The organism is Paraburkholderia sp. RL17-373-BIF-A (genome assembly GCF_046030175.1).
Classification (GTDB): Bacteria; Pseudomonadota; Gammaproteobacteria; order Burkholderiales; family Burkholderiaceae; genus Paraburkholderia.
Map to the genome: position 1 here is coordinate 123,575 of NZ_JARESO010000023.1, position 17,529 is coordinate 141,103.

19 protein-coding genes and 1 other RNA gene are annotated in these 17,529 nt (G+C 62.2%); 6 read left to right on the forward strand and 14 right to left on the reverse strand.

Features of this window, described 5'->3' with window-relative positions; genetic code table 11:
* Positions 1-132: 132 nt before the first annotated feature.
* Positions 133-765, reverse strand: coding sequence for a LysE family translocator (locus P0D80_RS26745; RefSeq protein WP_408287785.1), 633 nt, complete (start codon positions 763-765; stop codon positions 133-135).
* A 160-nt stretch (positions 766-925) separates the two neighbouring features.
* Between P0D80_RS26745 and ruvA the strand changes: the two genes are divergently transcribed.
* The 3 genes from ruvA to P0D80_RS26760 all read left to right on the forward strand — a co-directional run bounded on the left by ruvA (position 926) and on the right by P0D80_RS26760 (position 3,663).
* Positions 926-1,507 carry a Holliday junction branch migration protein RuvA gene (gene ruvA, locus P0D80_RS26750; protein WP_408287790.1) on the forward strand — a complete coding sequence of 194 codons (582 nt, stop codon included), beginning with the start codon at positions 926-928 and terminating at the stop codon, positions 1,505-1,507.
* Between the two features lie 118 nt (positions 1,508-1,625).
* The gene (gene ruvB / locus P0D80_RS26755; protein ID WP_408287795.1) at positions 1,626-2,690 is read left to right on the forward strand and encodes a Holliday junction branch migration DNA helicase RuvB; all 1,065 of its coding nucleotides are present in this window, start codon (positions 1,626-1,628) and stop codon (positions 2,688-2,690) included.
* Positions 2,691-2,721: 31 nt separating this feature from the next.
* On the forward strand, positions 2,722-3,663 hold the full coding sequence (locus P0D80_RS26760; protein ID WP_408287798.1) for an oxygenase MpaB family protein: 942 nt from the start codon (positions 2,722-2,724) through the stop codon (positions 3,661-3,663).
* Positions 3,664-4,031: 368 nt separating this feature from the next.
* On the opposite strand, the gene P0D80_RS26765 is transcribed toward P0D80_RS26760, so the two are convergent.
* The 3 genes from P0D80_RS26765 to tyrS all read right to left on the reverse strand — a co-directional run bounded on the left by P0D80_RS26765 (position 4,032) and on the right by tyrS (position 6,542).
* Positions 4,032-4,703 (reverse strand): histidine phosphatase family protein, encoded by a 672-nt coding sequence (locus P0D80_RS26765; RefSeq protein ID WP_408287801.1) that lies wholly within the window; start codon positions 4,701-4,703, stop codon positions 4,032-4,034.
* A gap of 104 nt (positions 4,704-4,807) precedes the next feature.
* Positions 4,808-5,266, reverse strand: a complete 459-nt coding sequence (dtd, locus tag P0D80_RS26770) for a D-aminoacyl-tRNA deacylase (RefSeq protein WP_408287804.1) — start codon at positions 5,264-5,266, stop codon at positions 4,808-4,810.
* 31 nt (positions 5,267-5,297) lie between these two features.
* Positions 5,298-6,542 (reverse strand): tyrosine--tRNA ligase, encoded by a 1,245-nt coding sequence (gene tyrS, locus P0D80_RS26775; protein ID WP_408287807.1) that lies wholly within the window; start codon positions 6,540-6,542, stop codon positions 5,298-5,300.
* Between the two features lie 207 nt (positions 6,543-6,749).
* Between tyrS and P0D80_RS26780 the strand changes: the two genes are divergently transcribed.
* Entirely contained in the window at positions 6,750-7,880 is a 1,131-nt protein-coding gene (locus tag P0D80_RS26780) for an anhydro-N-acetylmuramic acid kinase (protein WP_408287810.1), read from the forward strand.
* A gap of 81 nt (positions 7,881-7,961) precedes the next feature.
* Here the strand turns inward: P0D80_RS26780 and erpA are convergent, their stop codons facing one another.
* From erpA to rplM, 3 genes are all read right to left on the reverse strand, one after another.
* Entirely contained in the window at positions 7,962-8,327 is a 366-nt protein-coding gene (erpA, locus tag P0D80_RS26785; protein WP_007180424.1) for an iron-sulfur cluster insertion protein ErpA, read from the reverse strand.
* A 278-nt stretch (positions 8,328-8,605) separates the two neighbouring features.
* The gene (gene rpsI, locus P0D80_RS26790; protein ID WP_011489810.1) at positions 8,606-8,998 is read right to left on the reverse strand and encodes a 30S ribosomal protein S9; all 393 of its coding nucleotides are present in this window, start codon (positions 8,996-8,998) and stop codon (positions 8,606-8,608) included.
* Positions 8,999-9,009: 11 nt separating this feature from the next.
* Positions 9,010-9,438 (reverse strand): 50S ribosomal protein L13, encoded by a 429-nt coding sequence (rplM, locus tag P0D80_RS26795; RefSeq protein ID WP_020069304.1) that lies wholly within the window; start codon positions 9,436-9,438, stop codon positions 9,010-9,012.
* A 647-nt stretch (positions 9,439-10,085) separates the two neighbouring features.
* Here rplM and P0D80_RS26800 point away from each other — a divergent pair.
* Positions 10,086-10,508 carry an OsmC family protein gene (locus P0D80_RS26800; protein WP_064268831.1) on the forward strand — a complete coding sequence of 141 codons (423 nt, stop codon included), beginning with the start codon at positions 10,086-10,088 and terminating at the stop codon, positions 10,506-10,508.
* Positions 10,509-10,617: 109 nt separating this feature from the next.
* Here P0D80_RS26800 and rnpB read toward each other — a convergent pair.
* The 3 genes from rnpB to pyrC form a co-directional block, all read right to left on the reverse strand.
* Positions 10,618-11,031, reverse strand: an RNA gene (gene rnpB, locus P0D80_RS26805) — RNase P RNA component class A.
* A gap of 96 nt (positions 11,032-11,127) precedes the next feature.
* Positions 11,128-11,955, reverse strand: coding sequence for a DUF3025 domain-containing protein (locus tag P0D80_RS26810; protein WP_408181125.1), 828 nt, complete (start codon positions 11,953-11,955; stop codon positions 11,128-11,130).
* A gap of 12 nt (positions 11,956-11,967) precedes the next feature.
* On the reverse strand, positions 11,968-13,029 hold the full coding sequence (gene pyrC / locus P0D80_RS26815; RefSeq protein ID WP_408287815.1) for a dihydroorotase: 1,062 nt from the start codon (positions 13,027-13,029) through the stop codon (positions 11,968-11,970).
* A gap of 166 nt (positions 13,030-13,195) precedes the next feature.
* Here pyrC and P0D80_RS26820 point away from each other — a divergent pair, with 166 nt between their 5' ends.
* Positions 13,196-14,131 carry a class II glutamine amidotransferase gene (locus P0D80_RS26820; protein WP_408181127.1) on the forward strand — a complete coding sequence of 312 codons (936 nt, stop codon included), beginning with the start codon at positions 13,196-13,198 and terminating at the stop codon, positions 14,129-14,131.
* A 122-nt stretch (positions 14,132-14,253) separates the two neighbouring features.
* Here the strand turns inward: P0D80_RS26820 and P0D80_RS26825 are convergent, their stop codons facing one another.
* From P0D80_RS26825 to P0D80_RS26840, 4 genes are all read right to left on the reverse strand, one after another.
* Entirely contained in the window at positions 14,254-14,979 is a 726-nt protein-coding gene (locus P0D80_RS26825; protein ID WP_012434314.1) for an amino acid ABC transporter ATP-binding protein, read from the reverse strand.
* Positions 14,976-15,653, reverse strand: coding sequence for a glutamate/aspartate ABC transporter permease GltK (gene gltK / locus P0D80_RS26830; RefSeq protein WP_408181128.1), 678 nt, complete (start codon positions 15,651-15,653; stop codon positions 14,976-14,978). Before gltK ends, P0D80_RS26825 begins: the two co-directional genes overlap by 4 nt.
* A complete protein-coding gene (locus tag P0D80_RS26835) occupies positions 15,653-16,393 on the reverse strand; it encodes an amino acid ABC transporter permease (protein ID WP_132373113.1) in 741 nt (246 codons plus the stop codon). The genes gltK and P0D80_RS26835 overlap by 1 nt, the downstream gene beginning before the upstream one ends.
* Positions 16,394-16,475: 82 nt before the next feature.
* Entirely contained in the window at positions 16,476-17,369 is an 894-nt protein-coding gene (locus P0D80_RS26840) for a glutamate/aspartate ABC transporter substrate-binding protein (RefSeq protein WP_132373111.1), read from the reverse strand.
* Positions 17,370-17,529: the final 160 nt, after the last annotated feature.

Genomic DNA, 17,529 nt, shown 5'->3' on the forward strand with positions numbered 1-17,529 from the left:
TGCCTCATGGCTCGCGACTCGTGGTTCGTGGTTCGTGGTTCGTGGTTCGTGGTTCGTGGTTCGTGGTTCGTGGTTCGTGGCTCACGGCTCACGGCTCACGCAAGCTGGTACGCAACGGCGCAGCCGCCCCGATCAATTTCGACCAGCAAGCGCAAGCCGGCAGGCCAATCCCGCGAACACCGTCCCCAGCAGATACTGCGGCAGCCGCGACGGCCGCTGCCCCGCCGATAGCTTGCGGCTCAGCTTGCTCGCCATCAGGATCACCGCGCCATTCACGCAGAAGCCGATCAGGTTCAGCACGGTGGCCAGCACCATGATCTGGAAGGCGACCGACCCGACTTCGGGCCGCACGAATTGCGGAAACAGCGCGAGCACGAACAGCGCGACTTTCGGATTCAGCAGATTGGTGAAGAGGCCCTGGCGGAAAATGCGGCCAACCGGATAACGGCTCATCGACGCATTCGGCGCGAGCACCGTGCCCTGCGCGCGGAATGTTTTCCAGGCGAGATAGAGCAGATACGCGGCGCCAGCGAAACGCACCGCATCGTATGCCATGGGCACGGCCAGAAAGAGTTGCGACAACCCGAACGCCGCGGCCAACGCATGACAATACGTGCCGACCAGAATGCCCGCCAGCGACGCAAAGCCCGCGGAACGCCCCTGGCTCACACTGCGCGAGGCAATCAGCAACATGTCGGGGCCGGGCGTGGCGGTCAACGCGAGACACGCGCCGGCAAACAGCGCGAGAGTGGTGAGGCTCAGCATGAAAGCTCCTTCTGGGTGAGTGGGATGAGAACCCGCCAAAAGGGATCTCAGTCTATGGGGCAGCCTCGCGCGGGTCAACCGCGATTACGCGTAACTCGCGGGCCACTCGTCACTCATTTGCTGCGCTACACTCGCCCTTTCTCTCAGGATTGAATTCGCCATGATCGGTCGCATTGCCGGCGTTCTGCTGGAAAAAAACCCGCCGCATCTGCTCGTCGACTGCAACGGCGTCGGTTACGAAGTCGATGTGCCGATGAGCACGTTCTACAACCTGCCCTCCACCGGCGAACGCGTCGTGTTGCTCACGCAGATGATCGTGCGTGAAGACGCGCACCTGCTATACGGATTCGGCACCGCCGACGAACGCTCGACGTTCCGCGAACTGCTGAAAATTTCCGGCATCGGTGCGCGCATGGCGTTGGCGGTGCTGTCGGGCATGAGCGTGCACGAACTCGCGCAGACCGTCACGATGCAGGACGCGGCGCGTCTGACGCGCGTGCCGGGCATCGGCAAGAAGACGGCGGAGCGCCTGCTCCTCGAATTGAAGGGCAAGATCGGCGCCGATCTGGGCGCGATGGCGGGCGCGGCGTCGGCATCCGACCACGCCTCCGACATCCTGAACGCACTGCTCGCATTGGGTTACTCCGAAAAGGAAGCGTTGGCCGCCGTCAAAAACGTGCCGGCGGGAACCGGCGTTTCCGAGGGCATCAAGCTCGCGTTGAAGGCGCTGTCCAAGGGCTGACGCTCGTCCCTCGTTTCGACGTGCATGCGATGGCTGAAGCTTCGCACACGGCTGCGAGCCGCGCACCCTGGCCATTCGGCCGAGTTTCGCGGCGGGCGGCTCGCGGTACAATGAACGCATGATCGAAACCGACAAACTCGCCGCCGAGCGCATCATCGCGGCCACGCCCGTCTCGCCGAACGAAGAAGCGTTCGAGCGCGCGTTGCGTCCGCGCCAGCTCGAAGAATATGTCGGGCAGGAAAAAGTGCGCGGCCAGCTGGAAATCTTTATCGAGGCCGCCAAGCGCCGTTCCGAATCGCTCGACCATGTCTTGCTGTTCGGGCCGCCAGGCCTCGGCAAAACCACGCTCGCGCACATCATCGCGCGGGAAATGGGTGTCAATCTGCGGCAAACGTCGGGGCCGGTGCTCGAGCGCGCCGGCGACCTCGCCGCGCTGCTCACCAATCTCGAAGCCAACGACGTGCTGTTCATCGACGAAATTCACCGGCTCTCGCCGGTCGTCGAAGAAATTCTGTACCCGGCGTTGGAGGATTATCAGATCGACATCATGATCGGCGAAGGTCCGGCCGCGCGTAGCGTGAAGCTGGACCTGCAACCGTTCACGCTGGTGGGCGCGACCACGCGCGCGGGCATGCTGACCAACCCGTTGCGCGACCGCTTCGGCATTGTGGCGCGGCTCGAGTTTTATAACGCCGAGGAACTGGCGCGCATCGTCACGCGTTCGGCGTCGCTGCTCCATGCGCAGATCCATCCGGACGGCGCGTTCGAGATCGCCAAGCGCGCGCGCGGCACGCCGCGGATCGCGAACCGCTTGCTGCGGCGCGTGCGCGACTTCGCCGAAGTGAAGGCCGACGGCAACATCACCGCGCAAGTGGCCGACGCCGCGCTCAAGATGCTCGACGTGGATGCGGTCGGCTTCGACCTGATGGACCGCAAACTGCTCGAGGCGATCCTGCACAAGTTCGACGGCGGCCCGGTCGGCGTCGACAATCTGGCCGCGGCGATCGGCGAAGAACGCGACACGATTGAAGACGTGCTCGAGCCTTATTTGATCCAGCAAGGCTTCCTGCAACGCACGCCACGCGGCCGCGTCGCCACGATGCTGACGTACCGGCATTTCGGCCTCGCCGCGCCCGACTCGTCGAGCGGCCTGCCCGGTCTGTGGGATACGGCCGCAACCTGAGCCGATACACACAGCGCGAGACCGAATCAGGATGTCCGACCAAACCAGGCAACCCAACTCTTCCAGCAGTCTCTCGCAGCTTCTCACCCACAGGCTTCGCTCGAAGCTGGCCGCCGGGGTTACGCATCTGACAAGCGGCAGCGGTCCCACGCTCGACTACTTGTCGCCTCCGGGCGACCCCGGCCTGTTCGGGCCGGACTCGGTGTGCTGGAAAGTCCACGCCGATTTCACGTCGATGATGACGGGCGGCATCAGCGCGCTATTGCTGCAAGCGTTGCATCCGCTGGCGCTCGCCGGCGTGTGGGACCATTCGACGTTTCGCACCGACATTCTCGGCCGCCTGCGCCGCACCGCGACTTTCATCGCGGGCACGACGTACGGCAGCCGGCACGACGCGCTAGCGCTGGTCGAACGTGTGAAGCGCATTCATCTCGGTGTCAGCGGCGTCGCGCCTGACGGCCAGCCCTATCGCGCAAGCGAACCCGCGCTGTTGACGTGGGTGCATGTCGCCGAAGTGTCGAGCTTCATGACCGCGCACTTGCGCTATGTGAATCCGTCGCTGCCCGTTGCCGCGCAGGATCAGTATTTCGCGGAGACCGCGCGCATTGCCGAGATGCTCGGCGCGTCGGACATTCCGCGCTCGCGAGCCGAGATCGACGCTTACCTGCTCGCGATGAAGCCCGGGCTTGTGGCCAGCGAACGCACGCGCGAAGTCGTGAGGGTTCTGATGACAGCGCCCGCCCCGAGCGTTTCGATGCGACCGGCCGGCGTGTTGATGTTCAACGCAGGTGTCGATCTGCTGCCCGATTGGGCACAGGCGATGTTGGGATTTCAGCGCTACGCGGCGCTTCGCCGTGCGATGGCGAGGCCGGGTGTGCGGTTGGTGGCGCCTGTCATTCGTTGGGCGCTGGTGAATGGTGTGTCGAAACGGGCCCGGCGCCGTGTGGCTGCAGGTGTACGCGAGCCGGAGTAACGCGAGCGACGGCGCTCGTACGCGCGCAAGCCGCCCAATCAAACGTCAGTTATTCGAGCCGCGCGAGTATGCGTGCAAATCGCCGCGTCAGTCGTCAGGTACGCGAACCGCTCAGGGCTCGTACACAAACTGTCACGCCAAACGTCGGCGGCGCGAATGCGCGGAACGCGGGCGAAGGGTCCGAGTCAACCGCTCAAACTCGCGCCGCACTATCGGTCCGCGTCAACCAACGCCCCGGTTCCGGCACCGTCTTGAAACTGTCGCCGGCACCCGCCGCATCGAGGTGCGAGACGTTCGCCCACAATACGAACGTCGCTTTGCCACTATCGGCATCTAGCGTGTTCACGCCCGTAGTCGGCTCGCGCCAATCAACGCCCCGGCTCCGGCACCTTCTTGAAACTATCATCCGCACTCGGCGCATCGAGATGCGAAACATCCGCCCACGACACGATCGTCGCCTTGCCATTGTCGAAATTCACCGTGTTCACGCTCGTGTTCAGCAGCGGATAGTCACGCGGCGCATCGAGCGGCAAGCCACAGGCAAAACGTCGCACGCAATCAAGCACGCCGCCGTGCGCGACGCAGGCAATCCGTCCACCGGGATGCGCGGCGACCAGCGGTTCGATCGCGTGCAGCACGCGATGGTAGAGCGTGCGTTGCGACTCGCCCTCCGGCGGCGCGAAGCCCGCGTCACGCGTTTGCCAGTGCGCGTATTCATCGGGGAAACGCAGGGCGATCTCGTCGCTGTCGTGGCCCTGGAACGCTCCGTAGGAACGCTCGCGCAGGCCTTCGCGCAACTGCAGCGGCAAGCCGAGCGCATCGGCGATCGGCTGGGCGGTTTGCTGCGCGCGTTGCAGATCGCTCGAATAGATCGCGTCGAGCCGTGCGCCCTGCTTCGCCTCGTCGGCCATGCGGCGCGCAAGGCGCTGCGCCTGAGCCAGCCCTGTCGTGGCGAGCGGAATGTCGATGTGACCTTGAATGCGCTTGATGCGGTTCCAGTCGGTCTCGCCGTGTCGGATGAACAGAATCTGCGTCGTCATGGAATGAAAGTGGGCGCCATTAGCCGGTTATGCCGAGCCGTTATTGTCGCAAAAGCGGCTGGAGGATGGATGCGCGCACCACGGCGCGCATGGAAGGACAAAAATCAGGCGTTCGTTTGCAGCCAGAACGTGACCGGCCCGTCGTTGACGAGCGACACCTGCATGTCCGCGCCGAATTCGCCGGTCTCGACGATCGGATGCTTCGCCCGCGCGGCCGCGACGAAGTAATCGAAGAGGCGCTTGCCTTCATCGGGCGGCGCGGCCGGCGTAAAGCTCGGACGCAGGCCGCTGTTGGTGTCCGCGGCCAGCGTGAACTGCGACACGAGCAGCAAACCGCCCGCGCGGCTGGCGCCGTCGAGATTTTGCACGGAGAGATTCATCTTGCCGGCGGCATCGCTGAAGACGCGATAGCCGAGCACCTTGGCGAGCAACCGGTCGGCGGCCGCATCCGTGTCGCCGCGTTCGGCGCAGACGAGCGCGAGCAGGCCAGCTTCGATCGCGCCGGTTACGCGGTCCGCCACGCGCACTTCCGCGCGCCGCACGCGCTGGATCAGCGCGATCATCGGCGCGACTCCGGTTGCGACGTGCGGCGCATCAGGCCGTCAACGTGACGCGCGCAAAACGGCGCTTGCCGACCTGCACGACATATTCGCCGGCTTCGACTTTCAGGCCCTTGTCGGACACGGTCGCGCCATCGATCTTCACGCCACCCTGCTCGATGTTGCGCAGCGCTTCGCTGGTCGACGGCACGAGGTTAGCCTGCTTGAGCAACTGGCCGATCGCGAGCGGCGCGCCCGCAAGCGTCACGACCGGAATATCGTCCGGCACGCCGCCCTTTGCGCGATGGTTGAAGTCATCCAGCGCGCGCTCGGCATCAGCTTGCGAGTGGAAGCGCGCGACGATTTCCTGGCCGAGCATCACCTTGAAATCGCGCGGATTGCGGCCCGCTTCGATTTCCTTCTTGAAGCCGGCGATTTCGTCCATCGGACGGAACGACAGCAGTTCGAAGTAACGCCACATCAGCACGTCGGAAATGCTCATCAGTTTGCCGAACATGTCGGTCGGCTTTTCGCTGATGCCGATGTAGTTGTTCTTCGACTTCGACATCTTCTCGACGCCGTCCAGCCCTTCGAGCAGCGGCATCGTCAAAATGCACTGCTGTTCCTGGCCGTATTGCTTCTGCAGCTCGCGGCCCACCAGCAGGTTGAACTTCTGGTCCGTACCGCCGAGTTCGAGGTCCGCGTTCAGCGCGACCGAGTCGTAGCCCTGCATCAGCGGGTACAGGAACTCGTGAATCGAGATCGGCACGCCACCTTGAAAACGCTTGGTGAAATCTTCGCGCTCGAGAATCCGCGCCACCGTGTAGCGCGACGCGAGCTTGATCATACCGTCGGCGCCGAGCGGCATCGACCATTCGCTGTTGTAGCGGATCTCGGTCTTGTCGCGATCGAGCACGAGCGCGGCCTGCTCGAAATACGTCTTCGCGTTCGATTCGATCTGTTCGCGCGTGAGTGGTGGCCGGGTGGCGTTACGGCCCGACGGATCGCCGATCAGCGAGGTGAAATCGCCGATCAGGAAAATCACCGTATGGCCGAGATCCTGCAACTGGCGCATCTTGTTCAACACGACCGTATGGCCGATGTGGATATCCGGCGCGGTCGGATCGAGCCCGAGCTTGATGCGCAGCGGCTTGCCAGTCGCCGCGCTCCTCGCGAGTTTTTGCGCGAATTCGTCTTCGATCAGCAGTTCGTCGACACCGCGTTTGGTGACCGCGAGGGCGTGACGGACTTCGTCGGTGATCGGGAAGGCGGGGCTGGGCTTAGTGGACTCGGTGCTCATGCTGGAAACGTGAAGTCGCGAAAAAAGGAGATTGTCCCATAGATGCGCGCCGCCGCGCCCACTGACGCAGCCGCAAGCGCCCCGCCGACGCGCGATTTTCCGCGTTCGGCGGCCCGCCGCCGGCGTCGCGACGCTTTATATTCGACCGCGCTTCGCCCGATAATCTGCTACAACGGATCGCAACGAACCATCGAGAGGAGCAGCAACGTGGCGCAAGACCCCGCAGACGGCGTCTACTTTGGATTAATGTCCGGCACCAGCATGGACGGCGTGGATGGCGTGGCCGTCAAGTTCGCGCAAGGGAAGCCACCGGTAGTGCTGGCCGAGGCGTTTGTCGGCTTTGCCGCGGGCCTGCGCGACGCATTGTTCGCGCTCCAGCAACCGGGCGACAACGAGATCGAGCGCGAGGCGCTGGCCGCCAACGCGCTCGCCACGCGTTACGCGGTGTGCTGCCACGAACTGCTGCACGGCAGCCGCGTGCCCGCCGCTGAAGTGCGTGCGATCGGCGTGCATGGGCAGACGGTGCGACATCGGCCGGAAAAGGGTTATACGCGGCAGATCAACAACCCGGCGCTGCTCGCGGAAATGATGCATATCGACGTAATCGCCGATTTCCGCAGCCGCGACGTCGCGGCCGGCGGCCAGGGCGCACCGCTCGTGCCGGCTTTTCACGCCACGGTGTTCGGCGCGAAGAACGAAACGCGGGTGGTCTGCAATCTCGGCGGGATCAGCAATATCACGATCCTGAACGCGACCGGCAGCGTGCGCGGCTTCGACTGCGGGCCGGCCAACGCGCTCCTCGACGAATGGGCGCAGCGCCATCTCGGCAAACCCTTCGACGAGAACGGCCATTTCGCGGCGGGCGGCCAGGTGGATCGCACGCTGCTGAACGCCTTGCTCGACGAGCCCTTTTTCGCCCAACAGCCGCCGAAGAGCACTGGCCGCGACCTGTTCAATGCGGAATGGCTCGATGCGAAGCTACAGCCGTTCGCCGGGCTCGACCCCGCCGACGTGCAAGCGACGCTGGTTGCGCTCACCGCAGTGACAGTCGCGCGCGAAATCGAGCGGCACGCGTCGGATGCGAGAGCGGTCTATGTCTGCGGCGGCGGCGCGCGTAATCCGGAGATCCTGAAGGCGCTGCAGCAGGCACTGGAGGACAGCGGCGTCAGCGGCGTTCCCGTGATGACGACCGATGCGCTCGGCGTGCCGCCGAGCCAGGTCGAGCCGCTGGCGTTCGCTTGGCTTGCAATGCGCTGCGTGGCGCGTCTGCCGGGCAATCTGCCCGCGGTCACGGGCGCGTCGGCCGAGCGCGTACTCGGGGCGATCTATCCACGCTGATCACCTTGGGAGATCCAAGGCGCAGGCAATAAAAAACGGGGCCGAAGCCCCGTTTCTCACATGCTTTCGCTCAACCGGCCATCACACCGAGAACGACGAGCCGCAACCACAGGTGGTCGTAGCATTCGGGTTCTTGATGACGAACTGCGCGCCGTTGATGTCGTCCTTGTAATCGATCTCAGCGCCCACCAGATACTGGTAGCTCATCGAATCAATCAGCAGCTGGACGCCGCTCTTGTTCATGACGGTGTCGTCTTCGTTGACGGCTTCGTCGAAGGTAAAACCGTACTGAAAGCCCGAGCAGCCGCCGCCCTGCACGAAAACGCGCAGTTTGAGGTCCGCATTGCCTTCTTCTTCGATCAGTTGCTTGACCTTGTCAGCCGCTGCGTCGGTAAAAACGAAGGGGGCGGGCATCTCGGTCACGGGTGTATCGGTGACTGCGTTCATTCGAACTCTCCAAAAAGCTTCTAACCGCTATTGTAGGGCTGATCTCGATATCGTGCTGAAGCCCACAAAATCAATGGGTTCTTCCTGAAAATCGATGGACGGCGCGTTCTGCCGCCACCAGCCCGGCTGAGCGGGATATCTCGCCGCTTTGACGACGAGTTCGTTGCGGCAACACTGAACCGCACCGAGGCGCGAACCCATGAAAAAAGCCGCCTTCGCGAAAGCGTTGGCGGCTTTTGCAGCGCTCCGGCCCGAAAGCCGGCTCGCACCCGAAGCGATTAACGCTTCGAGAATTGCTTCCTGCGACGTGCCTTGTGGAAGCCGACCTTCTTACGTTCGACTTCACGAGCGTCACGCGTAACGAAGCCAGCCTTCGACAGTTCCGGCTTCAGCGTTGCGTCGTAGTCCATCAGCGCGCGGGTGATGCCGTGGCGAACCGCACCGGCTTGACCCGTTTCACCGCCACCCGTCACGTTGACTTTGATGTCGAACGTGACGCCGTGGTTCGTGAGTTCCAGCGGCTGACGCACGATCATCAGCGACGTTTCGCGCGAGAAGTAATCGGCGATAGGCTTACCGTTCACAACGATATCGCCCTTGCCTGCCTTGATGAAGACGCGTGCGACGGCGCTCTTGCGGCGGCCCGTGCCGTAATTCCAGTTACCGATCATGTGGGCTCCCCTTAGATCTCGAGCGCTTTCGGCTGTTGCGCCGAATGCGGATGCGTTGCTTCAGCGTAGACCTTCAGCTTCTTGATCATCGCGTAGCCGAGCGGGCCCTTCGGCAGCATGCCCTTGACCGCTTTCTCGAGCGCACGGCCCGGGAAGCGTTCTTGCATCTTGCCGAACGTCGTTTCATAGATACCGCCCGGGTAGCCCGAGTGGCGATAGTACTTCTTGTCAGTAGCCTTGTTGCCCGTGACCTTCAGCTTGCCGGCGTTGATAACGATGATGAAATCACCGGTGTCGACGTGCGGAGTGAATTCAGGCTTGTGCTTGCCGCGAAGACGGTGTGCCACTTCGCTGGCGACACGCCCGAGAACCTTATCCGTCGCGTCAATCACGTACCATTCACGCGTAACCTCATGGGCTTTTGCGGAAAACGTCTTCATGATCGATCCAAAAAAATTGCTGCGCCCAATGTGTTTTTTCCTGCTTGTAGTGTGCGCATCGAGGCGCGTGCAGGCTCTCCCTGGTTCTTCCTCCGCGGGCGCGGATGCGGAAAAGCCCTGAATTATAAAGGAATTTGCTACGGCAAGTCAAAACGTACGGGAGCTGCGCGAGATTTCGCGGCAATCCGGCAGTCGGGAGCGTGATCTGGCGGTCTTTCGCACGTGAATCGGCCGGGCGCCGACGGAGCGCGGGCGAAAAAAAACCCGAACGAGCGGTTCGGGTTTAATCCACCAAAGGAGGAGGTGGAGGAGACAAAACGGATTATATGAGTCCACCTTGTGCGACGCAAGAACATTTGCATTGCGAAATGCGATTTCATAATGTGGCAACCGCACTTATCGACCTTGAAATGTAAAATATCCTTTTTAATCAATGGCTAAAGCTTGCAGGAACGGCAGCACGCCAAGACATCATCTAGAGTAAAACCCCTAAATCTGTCAGGGCATTCCCGAATCGGCTGAACATGCCGCAGCGCAACACGCAAGCCGACATCACGCATAACTTGCGGCAAAAGTCGCCTCGGGCGGACACTCAAACACCGGGCTACAATGCCGTCTCGATATGGCAAAGCGCGGTGGAGCACAGCATGGAATGCAAAGTGAGCTGGATGGGGCAAGACGGGATGGCGTTCGCAGCCGAGACGGGCAGCGGCCATCTGGTGGCAATGGACGGCGCGCCTGAAGGCGGCGGCCGCAACCTCGCGCCGCGTCCGATGGAAATGGTTTTGCTCGGCACGGGCGGCTGCACCGCCTACGACGTCGTGATGATCCTGAAGAAAAGCCGTCAGGAAATCAGCGATTGCTCGGTGACGCTGAAGGCCGAACGCGCCAGCGAAGATCCGAAAGTGTTCACCAAGATCCACTTTCACTTCACCGTGACGGGCAAGAATCTGAACCCGGCCACCGTGGAACGCGCGATCAACCTGTCACACGACAAATACTGCTCGGCGTCGATCATGATCGCCAAGACGGCTGAGCTGACGCACTCGTTCGACATCGTCGCGGGCTGAACGCGGCCTTGCGCGTGCTGCGGCGCGAGCCCGAGCGCCCCACAGCGCGCGCGTCACGCACAAAAAGAAAATGCCGGCGTCCATCTGGACGCCGGCATTTTTTGTTGGGTGGCAAAGCAAGCCGATAAGCCGGATTCTGTGCACGCGCAACGTCCGAAGACGCGACGCGCGTGGCAGCCATTCCTCTAGGCGCGCCATTGCTGACGCGCTCAAGCTTCCTACCCGCAGACGTGACAGGGGCCCCGTCCTGCATCTCGAAGATGCTAGCCTGCCTACTTGGAATTGCTCCGGGTGGAGGTTACCGTGCCGGTCTGCCTCGCAGCAGCCGCGGTGCGCTCTTACCGCACCGTTTCACCCTTACCTGATCCCGGCTTGCGCCGGGCCATCGGCGGTTTGCTTTCTGTTGCCCTGTTCCGCGTGTTGCCACGGATGGCCGTTAGCCATCACCCTGCCCTGTGGAGTCCGGACTTTCCTCGCCCTCTTTGGCCGAAGCCGCAAAGGCCGCGACTGCCTGGCCCGCTTTGCTGGTGCGGATTTTAACACCTGCGGGCGCTGCAAGCCGGATCTACCGTTCAAATAGCCGAACGACCAAGGGATCTTGGAACGCAGCTCAGCGCGCTCAACGCGCGCGCCGTCCTGTGCGAAACACGGAAGTGTCGTCGTAAAACGCGGGCGAGTCGTTCTCCTGCCACCAACCCGGAATGCCCAGCACGGGCAACGGCGCGAACATGCGGCTCGTCAGCGCATCGGTGTTGAGCAGCGCGGCGGCGACGGATTCGTCCAGCCACGCATCCCGCTTCACAGCGTCCCACTCAAAATACGCGGCGGGCACATCGACGATCCACGCGTGCCCCGTGCAGGCCTTGAACGGCGCGATCAGCTTTTCCATCAACGCATGACCGAAGCAGCGCACCTCACAACTCGCGCCCCATGCTTCGCGCCGAGCCACCAGCAGCGCGTGCCAGTCGAAGCCACGCAAAGCCGCGCTCAAAGCGGGATCCGCGCAAGGGAACAGCAGCGCGTTCTCGTCGAACAAGGTCAGCGTATCGCGCACGCCGCCGCGGGTCGGACCGATGCCCAACACATCAATGGCGGCCGACTGCCGCGCGTTCAACGCCGCCTTGATGCGTGGAAAGGCGAACCACATCGATGCATTGAAGAAGTCGTGCAGATTGTGGCGCGTCGGCACGCAGCCGGTCGACGCGATATGCGCTTCGTACGCCGCGCCGGGCGGCAGATCGTCCTGCGCGATGAACGCAAGGCGCTGGCCGCGGCCGGTGATCTGCCGCATCTCGCCGGCGTCGGCGTTCATTGCGGCGAGCAACGCCTCATAGCTCGTCAGCGCAGCTTGCTGCCAGCGCTTGCCGCGTTGGGCGAACGGCGCGAACCACGGCTTCGACCAGTCGATTGCAGCGAAGCCCGGCAGCTCCGCCTCATACGCCTGCATCTTGCTGATGCCTTAAACCAGGCGCCAGCCGATCGACTCGCCGCCGCGCAACGGCACGACCGGCGTATCGCCGACCGGCAGTTCGGCCGGCAGAGTCCATTCCTCACGACGCAGCGTGACCTTGTCCGCACTACGCGGCAGGCCATAAAAATCGGCGCCGAAAAAGCTCGCGAAGCCTTCGAGCTTGTCCAGTGCGTCGGCCTTGTCGAACGCTTCCGTATAGAGTTCCAAAGCGTGCAGCGCCGTGTAGCAACCCGCGCAGCCGCACGCGTGCTCTTTCAGCCCCTTCGGATGCGGCGCGCTGTCCGTGCCGAGGAAGAAGCGCGGATTGCCCGAGGTCGCCGCCTCGACCAGCGCCACGCGATGCGTCTCGCGCTTCAACACCGGCAGGCAGTAGTAATGCGGCCGAATGCCACCCTGGAAAATCGCGTTGCGGTTGTACAGCAGGTGATGCGCCGTGATCGTCGCACCCAGCAGTTCCGGCGCCACGCCGGCCTCGCGGATATAGTCGACTGCATCTTTCGTGGTGATGTGCTCGAACACTACCTTCAGCGCCGGAAACGCGCGGCGCAGCGGCGTCATGACCCGGTCGATGAACACTTTCTCGCGATCGAACAGATCGATCGACGAATCCGTCACCTCGCCGTGGACGAGCAGCGGCATGCCCAACTCCTGCATCACCTCGAGCGTCTTGGCGCACTCCATGATGTCGGTGACGCCCGCGTCCGAGTTGGTCGTCGCGCCCGCCGGATACAGCTTCACACCATGCACGAAGCCGCTTTCTCGCGCGCGGCGGATTTCGTCGGGCGGCGTGTTGTCGGTCAGGTACAGCGTCATCAGCGGTTCGAATTTTGCGCCTGCGGGAATCGCGGCGACGATCCGCTCGCGATACGCCTGCGCCATCGCGGTGGTCGTGACCGGCGGCTTCAGGTTCGGCATGATGATCGCGCGGCCGAACTGGCGCGCGGTGTCCGGCAACACGGCGGCTAGCATCGCGCCGTCGCGGACGTGCAGGTGCCAGTCGTCCGGGCGGGCGAGCGTGATGGAGTCGAGAGAAGCGTTGGAAGCGGTCATGGCGGCGGGGGACGAGATTCGACGACAAAAGCCAATCTATGCGGTCAAACCGCAACGTTGCGGCATAAACACACGTCAATTTTGCTATTTGGCGTTTCTGGCTCGGTGATATGCTTGGAAAATCATCATTGTAACGGCTCGCCCCGTTCACAGGCTTACCCGCAACATGTGCCAACTTCTCGGAATGAACTGCGCCGCGCCAACGGACGTCACGTTCTCGTTCACCGGCTTTGCGGCGCGCGGCGGCGTCACCGATCACCACGCCGACGGCTGGGGCATCGCCTTCTTTGAAGACAAAGCCTGCCGCCTGTTCATCGACCATCAATCGTCGGCCACCTCGCCGATCGCCGAGATGGTCAAGCGCTACCCGATCAAATCGAAGAACACGATCGCGCATATTCGCAAGGCGACGCAAGGGCACATCCTGCTGGAAAACTGCCACCCGTTCATGCGCGAACTGTGGGGACGCCACTGGATCTTCGCGCACAACGGCGACCTCAAGGATTATTCGCCGGTACTGACGGGCGTGTATCAGCCGGTCGGCACGACCGACAGCGAGCTCGCTTTCTGCGCGCTGCTCGAAGGCTTGCGCAAGGCTTTTCCCGGCGCGCAACAGCCGCCGCTCGACGAACTGTTTGCCGCGCTCGAAACCCTCACGCGCGAAATCACGCAGTTCGGCGTGTTCAATTTCCTGATGTCGAATGGCCAGGCGCTGTTCGCGCATTGCTCCACGCATCTGCATTACATCGTGCGGCGCTGGCCGTTTTCCACCGCGCATCTGGTCGACGCGGACGTGTCGATCGATTTCGCCAAATACACGACGCCCGAAGACCGCGTCGCGGTGATCGCCACCAAGCCCCTCACCGACAACGAAGTCTGGACCGCCTTCGAGCCGGGCGACCTGATGATGTTCCAGCATGGCGACGTGATCGGGCGCGTCAATGTGCCGGTGCCGGCTTCGGTGCTGGAAAAGCTGCGCAATCCGGCTTTGGATGCGTCGGCTTCGGCGACCACGATCGCGGCATCGATTGAAGCGTTACCCGACGCAGAAGCCGAGGTCGACCTCGAAGCGGCAGACGACGCCGCTGCGTTCGAATCCTGAGTCATTGAATCACGCGAGCATTCGCTCGAATCGAATCGCCAGAAACGAAAAAGCCGCTTCTTCCGAAGCGGCTTTTTTCTGCCCGCGCGACGCCGTCTGAACGGCGCCGCCCTGGAACAAACTCAGTGCAGAATCTTCGCCAGAAAGTCCTTCGCGCGATCCGACTTCGGATTGGCGAAGAAGTCTTCCTTGCGGTCGTCTTCCACGATCAAGCCCTTGTCCATGAAGATCACGCGGTGCGCGACCTTCTTCGCGAAGCCCATTTCGTGCGTCACGCACATCATGGTCATGCCTTCCTGAGCGAGTTCGACCATCACGTCGAGCACTTCGTTGATCATTTCCGGATCGAGCGCCGAGGTCGGCTCGTCGAACAGCATGGCGATCGGGTCCATCGACAACGCGCGCGCAATCGCCACGCGCTGCTGCTGACCGCCCGACAACTGGCCAGGAAACTTGTCCGCATGCGCACGCAGGCCGACGCGATCGAGCAGCTTCAGCCCTTTCGCCGTGGCTTCGTCGTTCGAGCGGCCGAGCACCTTCACCTGGGCGAGCGTGAGGTTCTGCACGATCGACAGATGCGGGAACAGCTCGAAGTGCTGGAACACCATGCCGACCTTGGCACGCAGCTTCGACAGATTGGTTTTCTTGTCGGTGAGCGACTGCCCGTTGATGACGATCTCGCCCTTCTGGAACGGCTCGAGGCCGTTGACGGTTTTGATCAGCGTGGACTTGCCCGAGCCCGACGGCCCGCACACCACCACCACTTCACCCTTTTTGACTTCCGTCGTGCAGTCGGTCAGCACTTGAAACTGGCCGTACCACTTCGAAACATTCTTGATAGAGATCATCTTGCGACCTTTTTCTGAAGACCTTTGACGAGGCTCGACGCGACCACACAGATCACGAAATAACACGCGCCCGCGAACAGTACCATCTCGACATTCGTACCGTCACGGTCGCCAATATTCGTGGCCGTGCGGAAGAAGTCGGCGAGGCTGATCACGTAGACGAGCGACGTATCCTGAAACAGTACGATACCCTGCGTGAGCAGCAGCGGCACCATTGCGCGGAACGCCTGCGGCAGCACGATCAGACGCATGGCCTGCGAGTAGCTCATGCCGAGCGCGAACGCCGCGTTGACCTGCCCGCGCGGCACCGACTGAATGCCGGCGCGGATGATCTCCGAATAGTACGCCGCCTCGAACAGCGAGAAAGCGACCATGGCCGACGCGAGGCGAATGTCGATATCCGGCGACAAACCGAGCACGTTTTGCAGCACTTGCGGCACGATCAGGAAGAACCACAGCAGCACCATCACCAGCGGGATCGAACGGAAGATCGTCACGTAGCCCTTCGCGAACCACTCGAAGGGTTTGAACGACGACAGCCGCAACATGGCGAGAACCGTGCCCCAGACGATGCCGAACACGATTGCGATCAGCGTGATCTTGAGGGTGACGATGGCGCCGGTCCACAGCGTAGGCATTGCGCCCGGAATACCGCTCCAGTCGAAATGGTGCATTACTTGCCTCCGATATAGCCGGGCAACCGGGTCTTGGCTTCGACCCAGCGCATCAGTTGCATCACGACCAGATTGATCAGCATGTACGCCAGCGTGACCGCAATGAACGACTCATACGTCTGCGACGTGTAGTCGACCAGTTGTCGCGCCTGAGCGGACAGATCGAGCAGACCGATCGTCGACGCCACCGCCGAGTTCTTGAAGATATTCAGAAACTCGGACGTAAGCGGCGGCACGATGATCCGGTACGCGACCGGCAGCAGCACATAGCGATACGTCTGCCATTGCGTGAAGCCCATGGCCAGGCCCGCGGCGCGCTGGCCGCGCGGCAACGCGTTGATACCCGAGCGCACCTGCTCGCACACGCGCGCGGCCGTGAAAAGCCCGAGACAGATGATCGACGACGAGAAAAACTGCGCGCTCGGCGGCAGTTGCTTGAACCAGTTGCCCATTGAAGGAGGCAGCAACTCCGGTATCACGAGATACCAGATGAAGAACTGCACGATCAGCGGGATGTTACGGAAAATCGCGACATAGACCGTGCCGATGCCCGAGGCCCATTTGTTCGGCACCGTGCGCAGCACGCCGAACAACGAACCGACGATCAGCGCGATCACCCACGCCGACAGCGATACCGTAATCGTCACCCAGAAGCCCGACAGCAGCCAGCCCAGATACGTGGTCGGCTCGCCGGTGGAGACGGGACTCAGCAGAATGCCCCAGTTCCAGTGATATGACATGACCAAGACTCCAGCAAAAAGAAACGGAAGAAGCGCGTGGCCCCTTCCGTTTCGTTCGGCGTTTCAAAAAAACAGCTAAGGTTTAATCGATTGCCTTGTCATTCGGGCTCTTGTAGAGCGCCTTGATGTCGTCGCTTTCCGGGAAGTTCAGGTTCAGGCCCTTCGGCGGAATCGGCGATTCGAACCACTTCTTGTAGATCTGATCGGCTTCGCCCGAAGTTTCGACCTTGGCGATCGCATCGTCGACCACCTTCTTGAATTCCGGATCGTTCTTGCGAATCATGCAGCCGTAGGCTTCATGCGATTGCGGCGTGCCGACGATCACGAAATCGCCCGGGTTGTTCGACTTCGCGCGTTCGCCCGCGAGCAGTGCGTCGTCCATCATGAAGGCAGCGGCGCGGCCCGTGGAGAGCGTCAGGAACGACTCGCCGTGGTCCTTCGCGCTGATGATGTTCATGCCCATGCTCTTGTCCTGGTTCATCTTGCGAAGCAGGCGCTCGGACGTGGTGCCGGCGGTCGTGACGACCGTCTTGCCCTTCAGGTCCGCCCAGTCCTTGATGCCGGAGTCTTTCTTGGTCATCAGGCGCGTGCCGATCACGAAGATCGTGTTCGAGAAGGCAGCCTGTTGCTGACGTTCAGCATTGTTGGTGGTCGAGCCGCATTCCATGTCGACGGTGCCGTTTTGCACCAGCGGAATACGGTTTTGCGACGTGACCGGCGTGAGCTTCACCTTCAGGTTCGGCATGTTCAGCTTCTGCTTCACCGCCTCCACCACTTTCAGGGCGAATTCCTGTGAGTAACCGATGACGTTCTGCTTGTCGTCGTAATACGAAAACGGGATCGACGATTCGCGATGACCCAGCGAAATGACACCCGTGTCCTTGATCTTTTTCAGCGTACCAGCGTCTTGCGCATGCGCGCCAACCGTAAACAGTCCGAGAGTCGCGAGCAGCAGCGCAGCTTTTTTAACCTTCATTTGTGATCTCCTTGGCAAGAACCGGCGCCAGTTTAGCAAAGTAATTATTCTGAAAGTATCGCTATAAACCATGTTGTTGCGTGTGCGCCGCTACAGGTTTACGGCGCTTCGGGCCGGTCGGTCAACCTTTCCGCATATGCAAAGGCGGGCGGCATCGATA

What these genes read in the sequence shown, in the direction of transcription:
- P0D80_RS26745 (WP_408287785.1), bottom strand. Translation starts at nt 765, where the DNA reads ATGCTGAGCCTCACCACTCTCGCGCTGTTTGCCGGCGCGTGTCTCGCG.
- ruvA (WP_408287790.1), top strand. Translation starts at nt 926, where the DNA reads ATGATCGGTCGCATTGCCGGCGTTCTGCTGGAAAAAAACCCGCCGCAT.
- ruvB (WP_408287795.1), top strand. Translation starts at nt 1,626, where the DNA reads ATGATCGAAACCGACAAACTCGCCGCCGAGCGCATCATCGCGGCCACG.
- P0D80_RS26760 (WP_408287798.1), top strand. Translation starts at nt 2,722, where the DNA reads ATGTCCGACCAAACCAGGCAACCCAACTCTTCCAGCAGTCTCTCGCAG.
- P0D80_RS26765 (WP_408287801.1), bottom strand. Translation starts at nt 4,703, where the DNA reads ATGACGACGCAGATTCTGTTCATCCGACACGGCGAGACCGACTGGAAC.
- dtd (WP_408287804.1), bottom strand. Translation starts at nt 5,266, where the DNA reads ATGATCGCGCTGATCCAGCGCGTGCGGCGCGCGGAAGTGCGCGTGGCG.
- tyrS (WP_408287807.1), bottom strand. Translation starts at nt 6,542, where the DNA reads ATGAGCACCGAGTCCACTAAGCCCAGCCCCGCCTTCCCGATCACCGAC.
- erpA (WP_007180424.1), bottom strand. Translation starts at nt 8,327, where the DNA reads ATGAACGCAGTCACCGATACACCCGTGACCGAGATGCCCGCCCCCTTC.
- rpsI (WP_011489810.1), bottom strand. Translation starts at nt 8,998, where the DNA reads ATGATCGGTAACTGGAATTACGGCACGGGCCGCCGCAAGAGCGCCGTC.
- rplM (WP_020069304.1), bottom strand. Translation starts at nt 9,438, where the DNA reads ATGAAGACGTTTTCCGCAAAAGCCCATGAGGTTACGCGTGAATGGTAC.
- P0D80_RS26800 (WP_064268831.1), top strand. Translation starts at nt 10,086, where the DNA reads ATGGAATGCAAAGTGAGCTGGATGGGGCAAGACGGGATGGCGTTCGCA.
- P0D80_RS26810 (WP_408181125.1), bottom strand. Translation starts at nt 11,955, where the DNA reads ATGCAGGCGTATGAGGCGGAGCTGCCGGGCTTCGCTGCAATCGACTGG.
- pyrC (WP_408287815.1), bottom strand. Translation starts at nt 13,029, where the DNA reads ATGACCGCTTCCAACGCTTCTCTCGACTCCATCACGCTCGCCCGCCCG.
- P0D80_RS26820 (WP_408181127.1), top strand. Translation starts at nt 13,196, where the DNA reads ATGTGCCAACTTCTCGGAATGAACTGCGCCGCGCCAACGGACGTCACG.
- P0D80_RS26825 (WP_012434314.1), bottom strand. Translation starts at nt 14,979, where the DNA reads ATGATCTCTATCAAGAATGTTTCGAAGTGGTACGGCCAGTTTCAAGTG.
- gltK (WP_408181128.1), bottom strand. Translation starts at nt 15,653, where the DNA reads ATGCACCATTTCGACTGGAGCGGTATTCCGGGCGCAATGCCTACGCTG.
- P0D80_RS26835 (WP_132373113.1), bottom strand. Translation starts at nt 16,393, where the DNA reads ATGTCATATCACTGGAACTGGGGCATTCTGCTGAGTCCCGTCTCCACC.
- P0D80_RS26840 (WP_132373111.1), bottom strand. Translation starts at nt 17,369, where the DNA reads ATGAAGGTTAAAAAAGCTGCGCTGCTGCTCGCGACTCTCGGACTGTTT.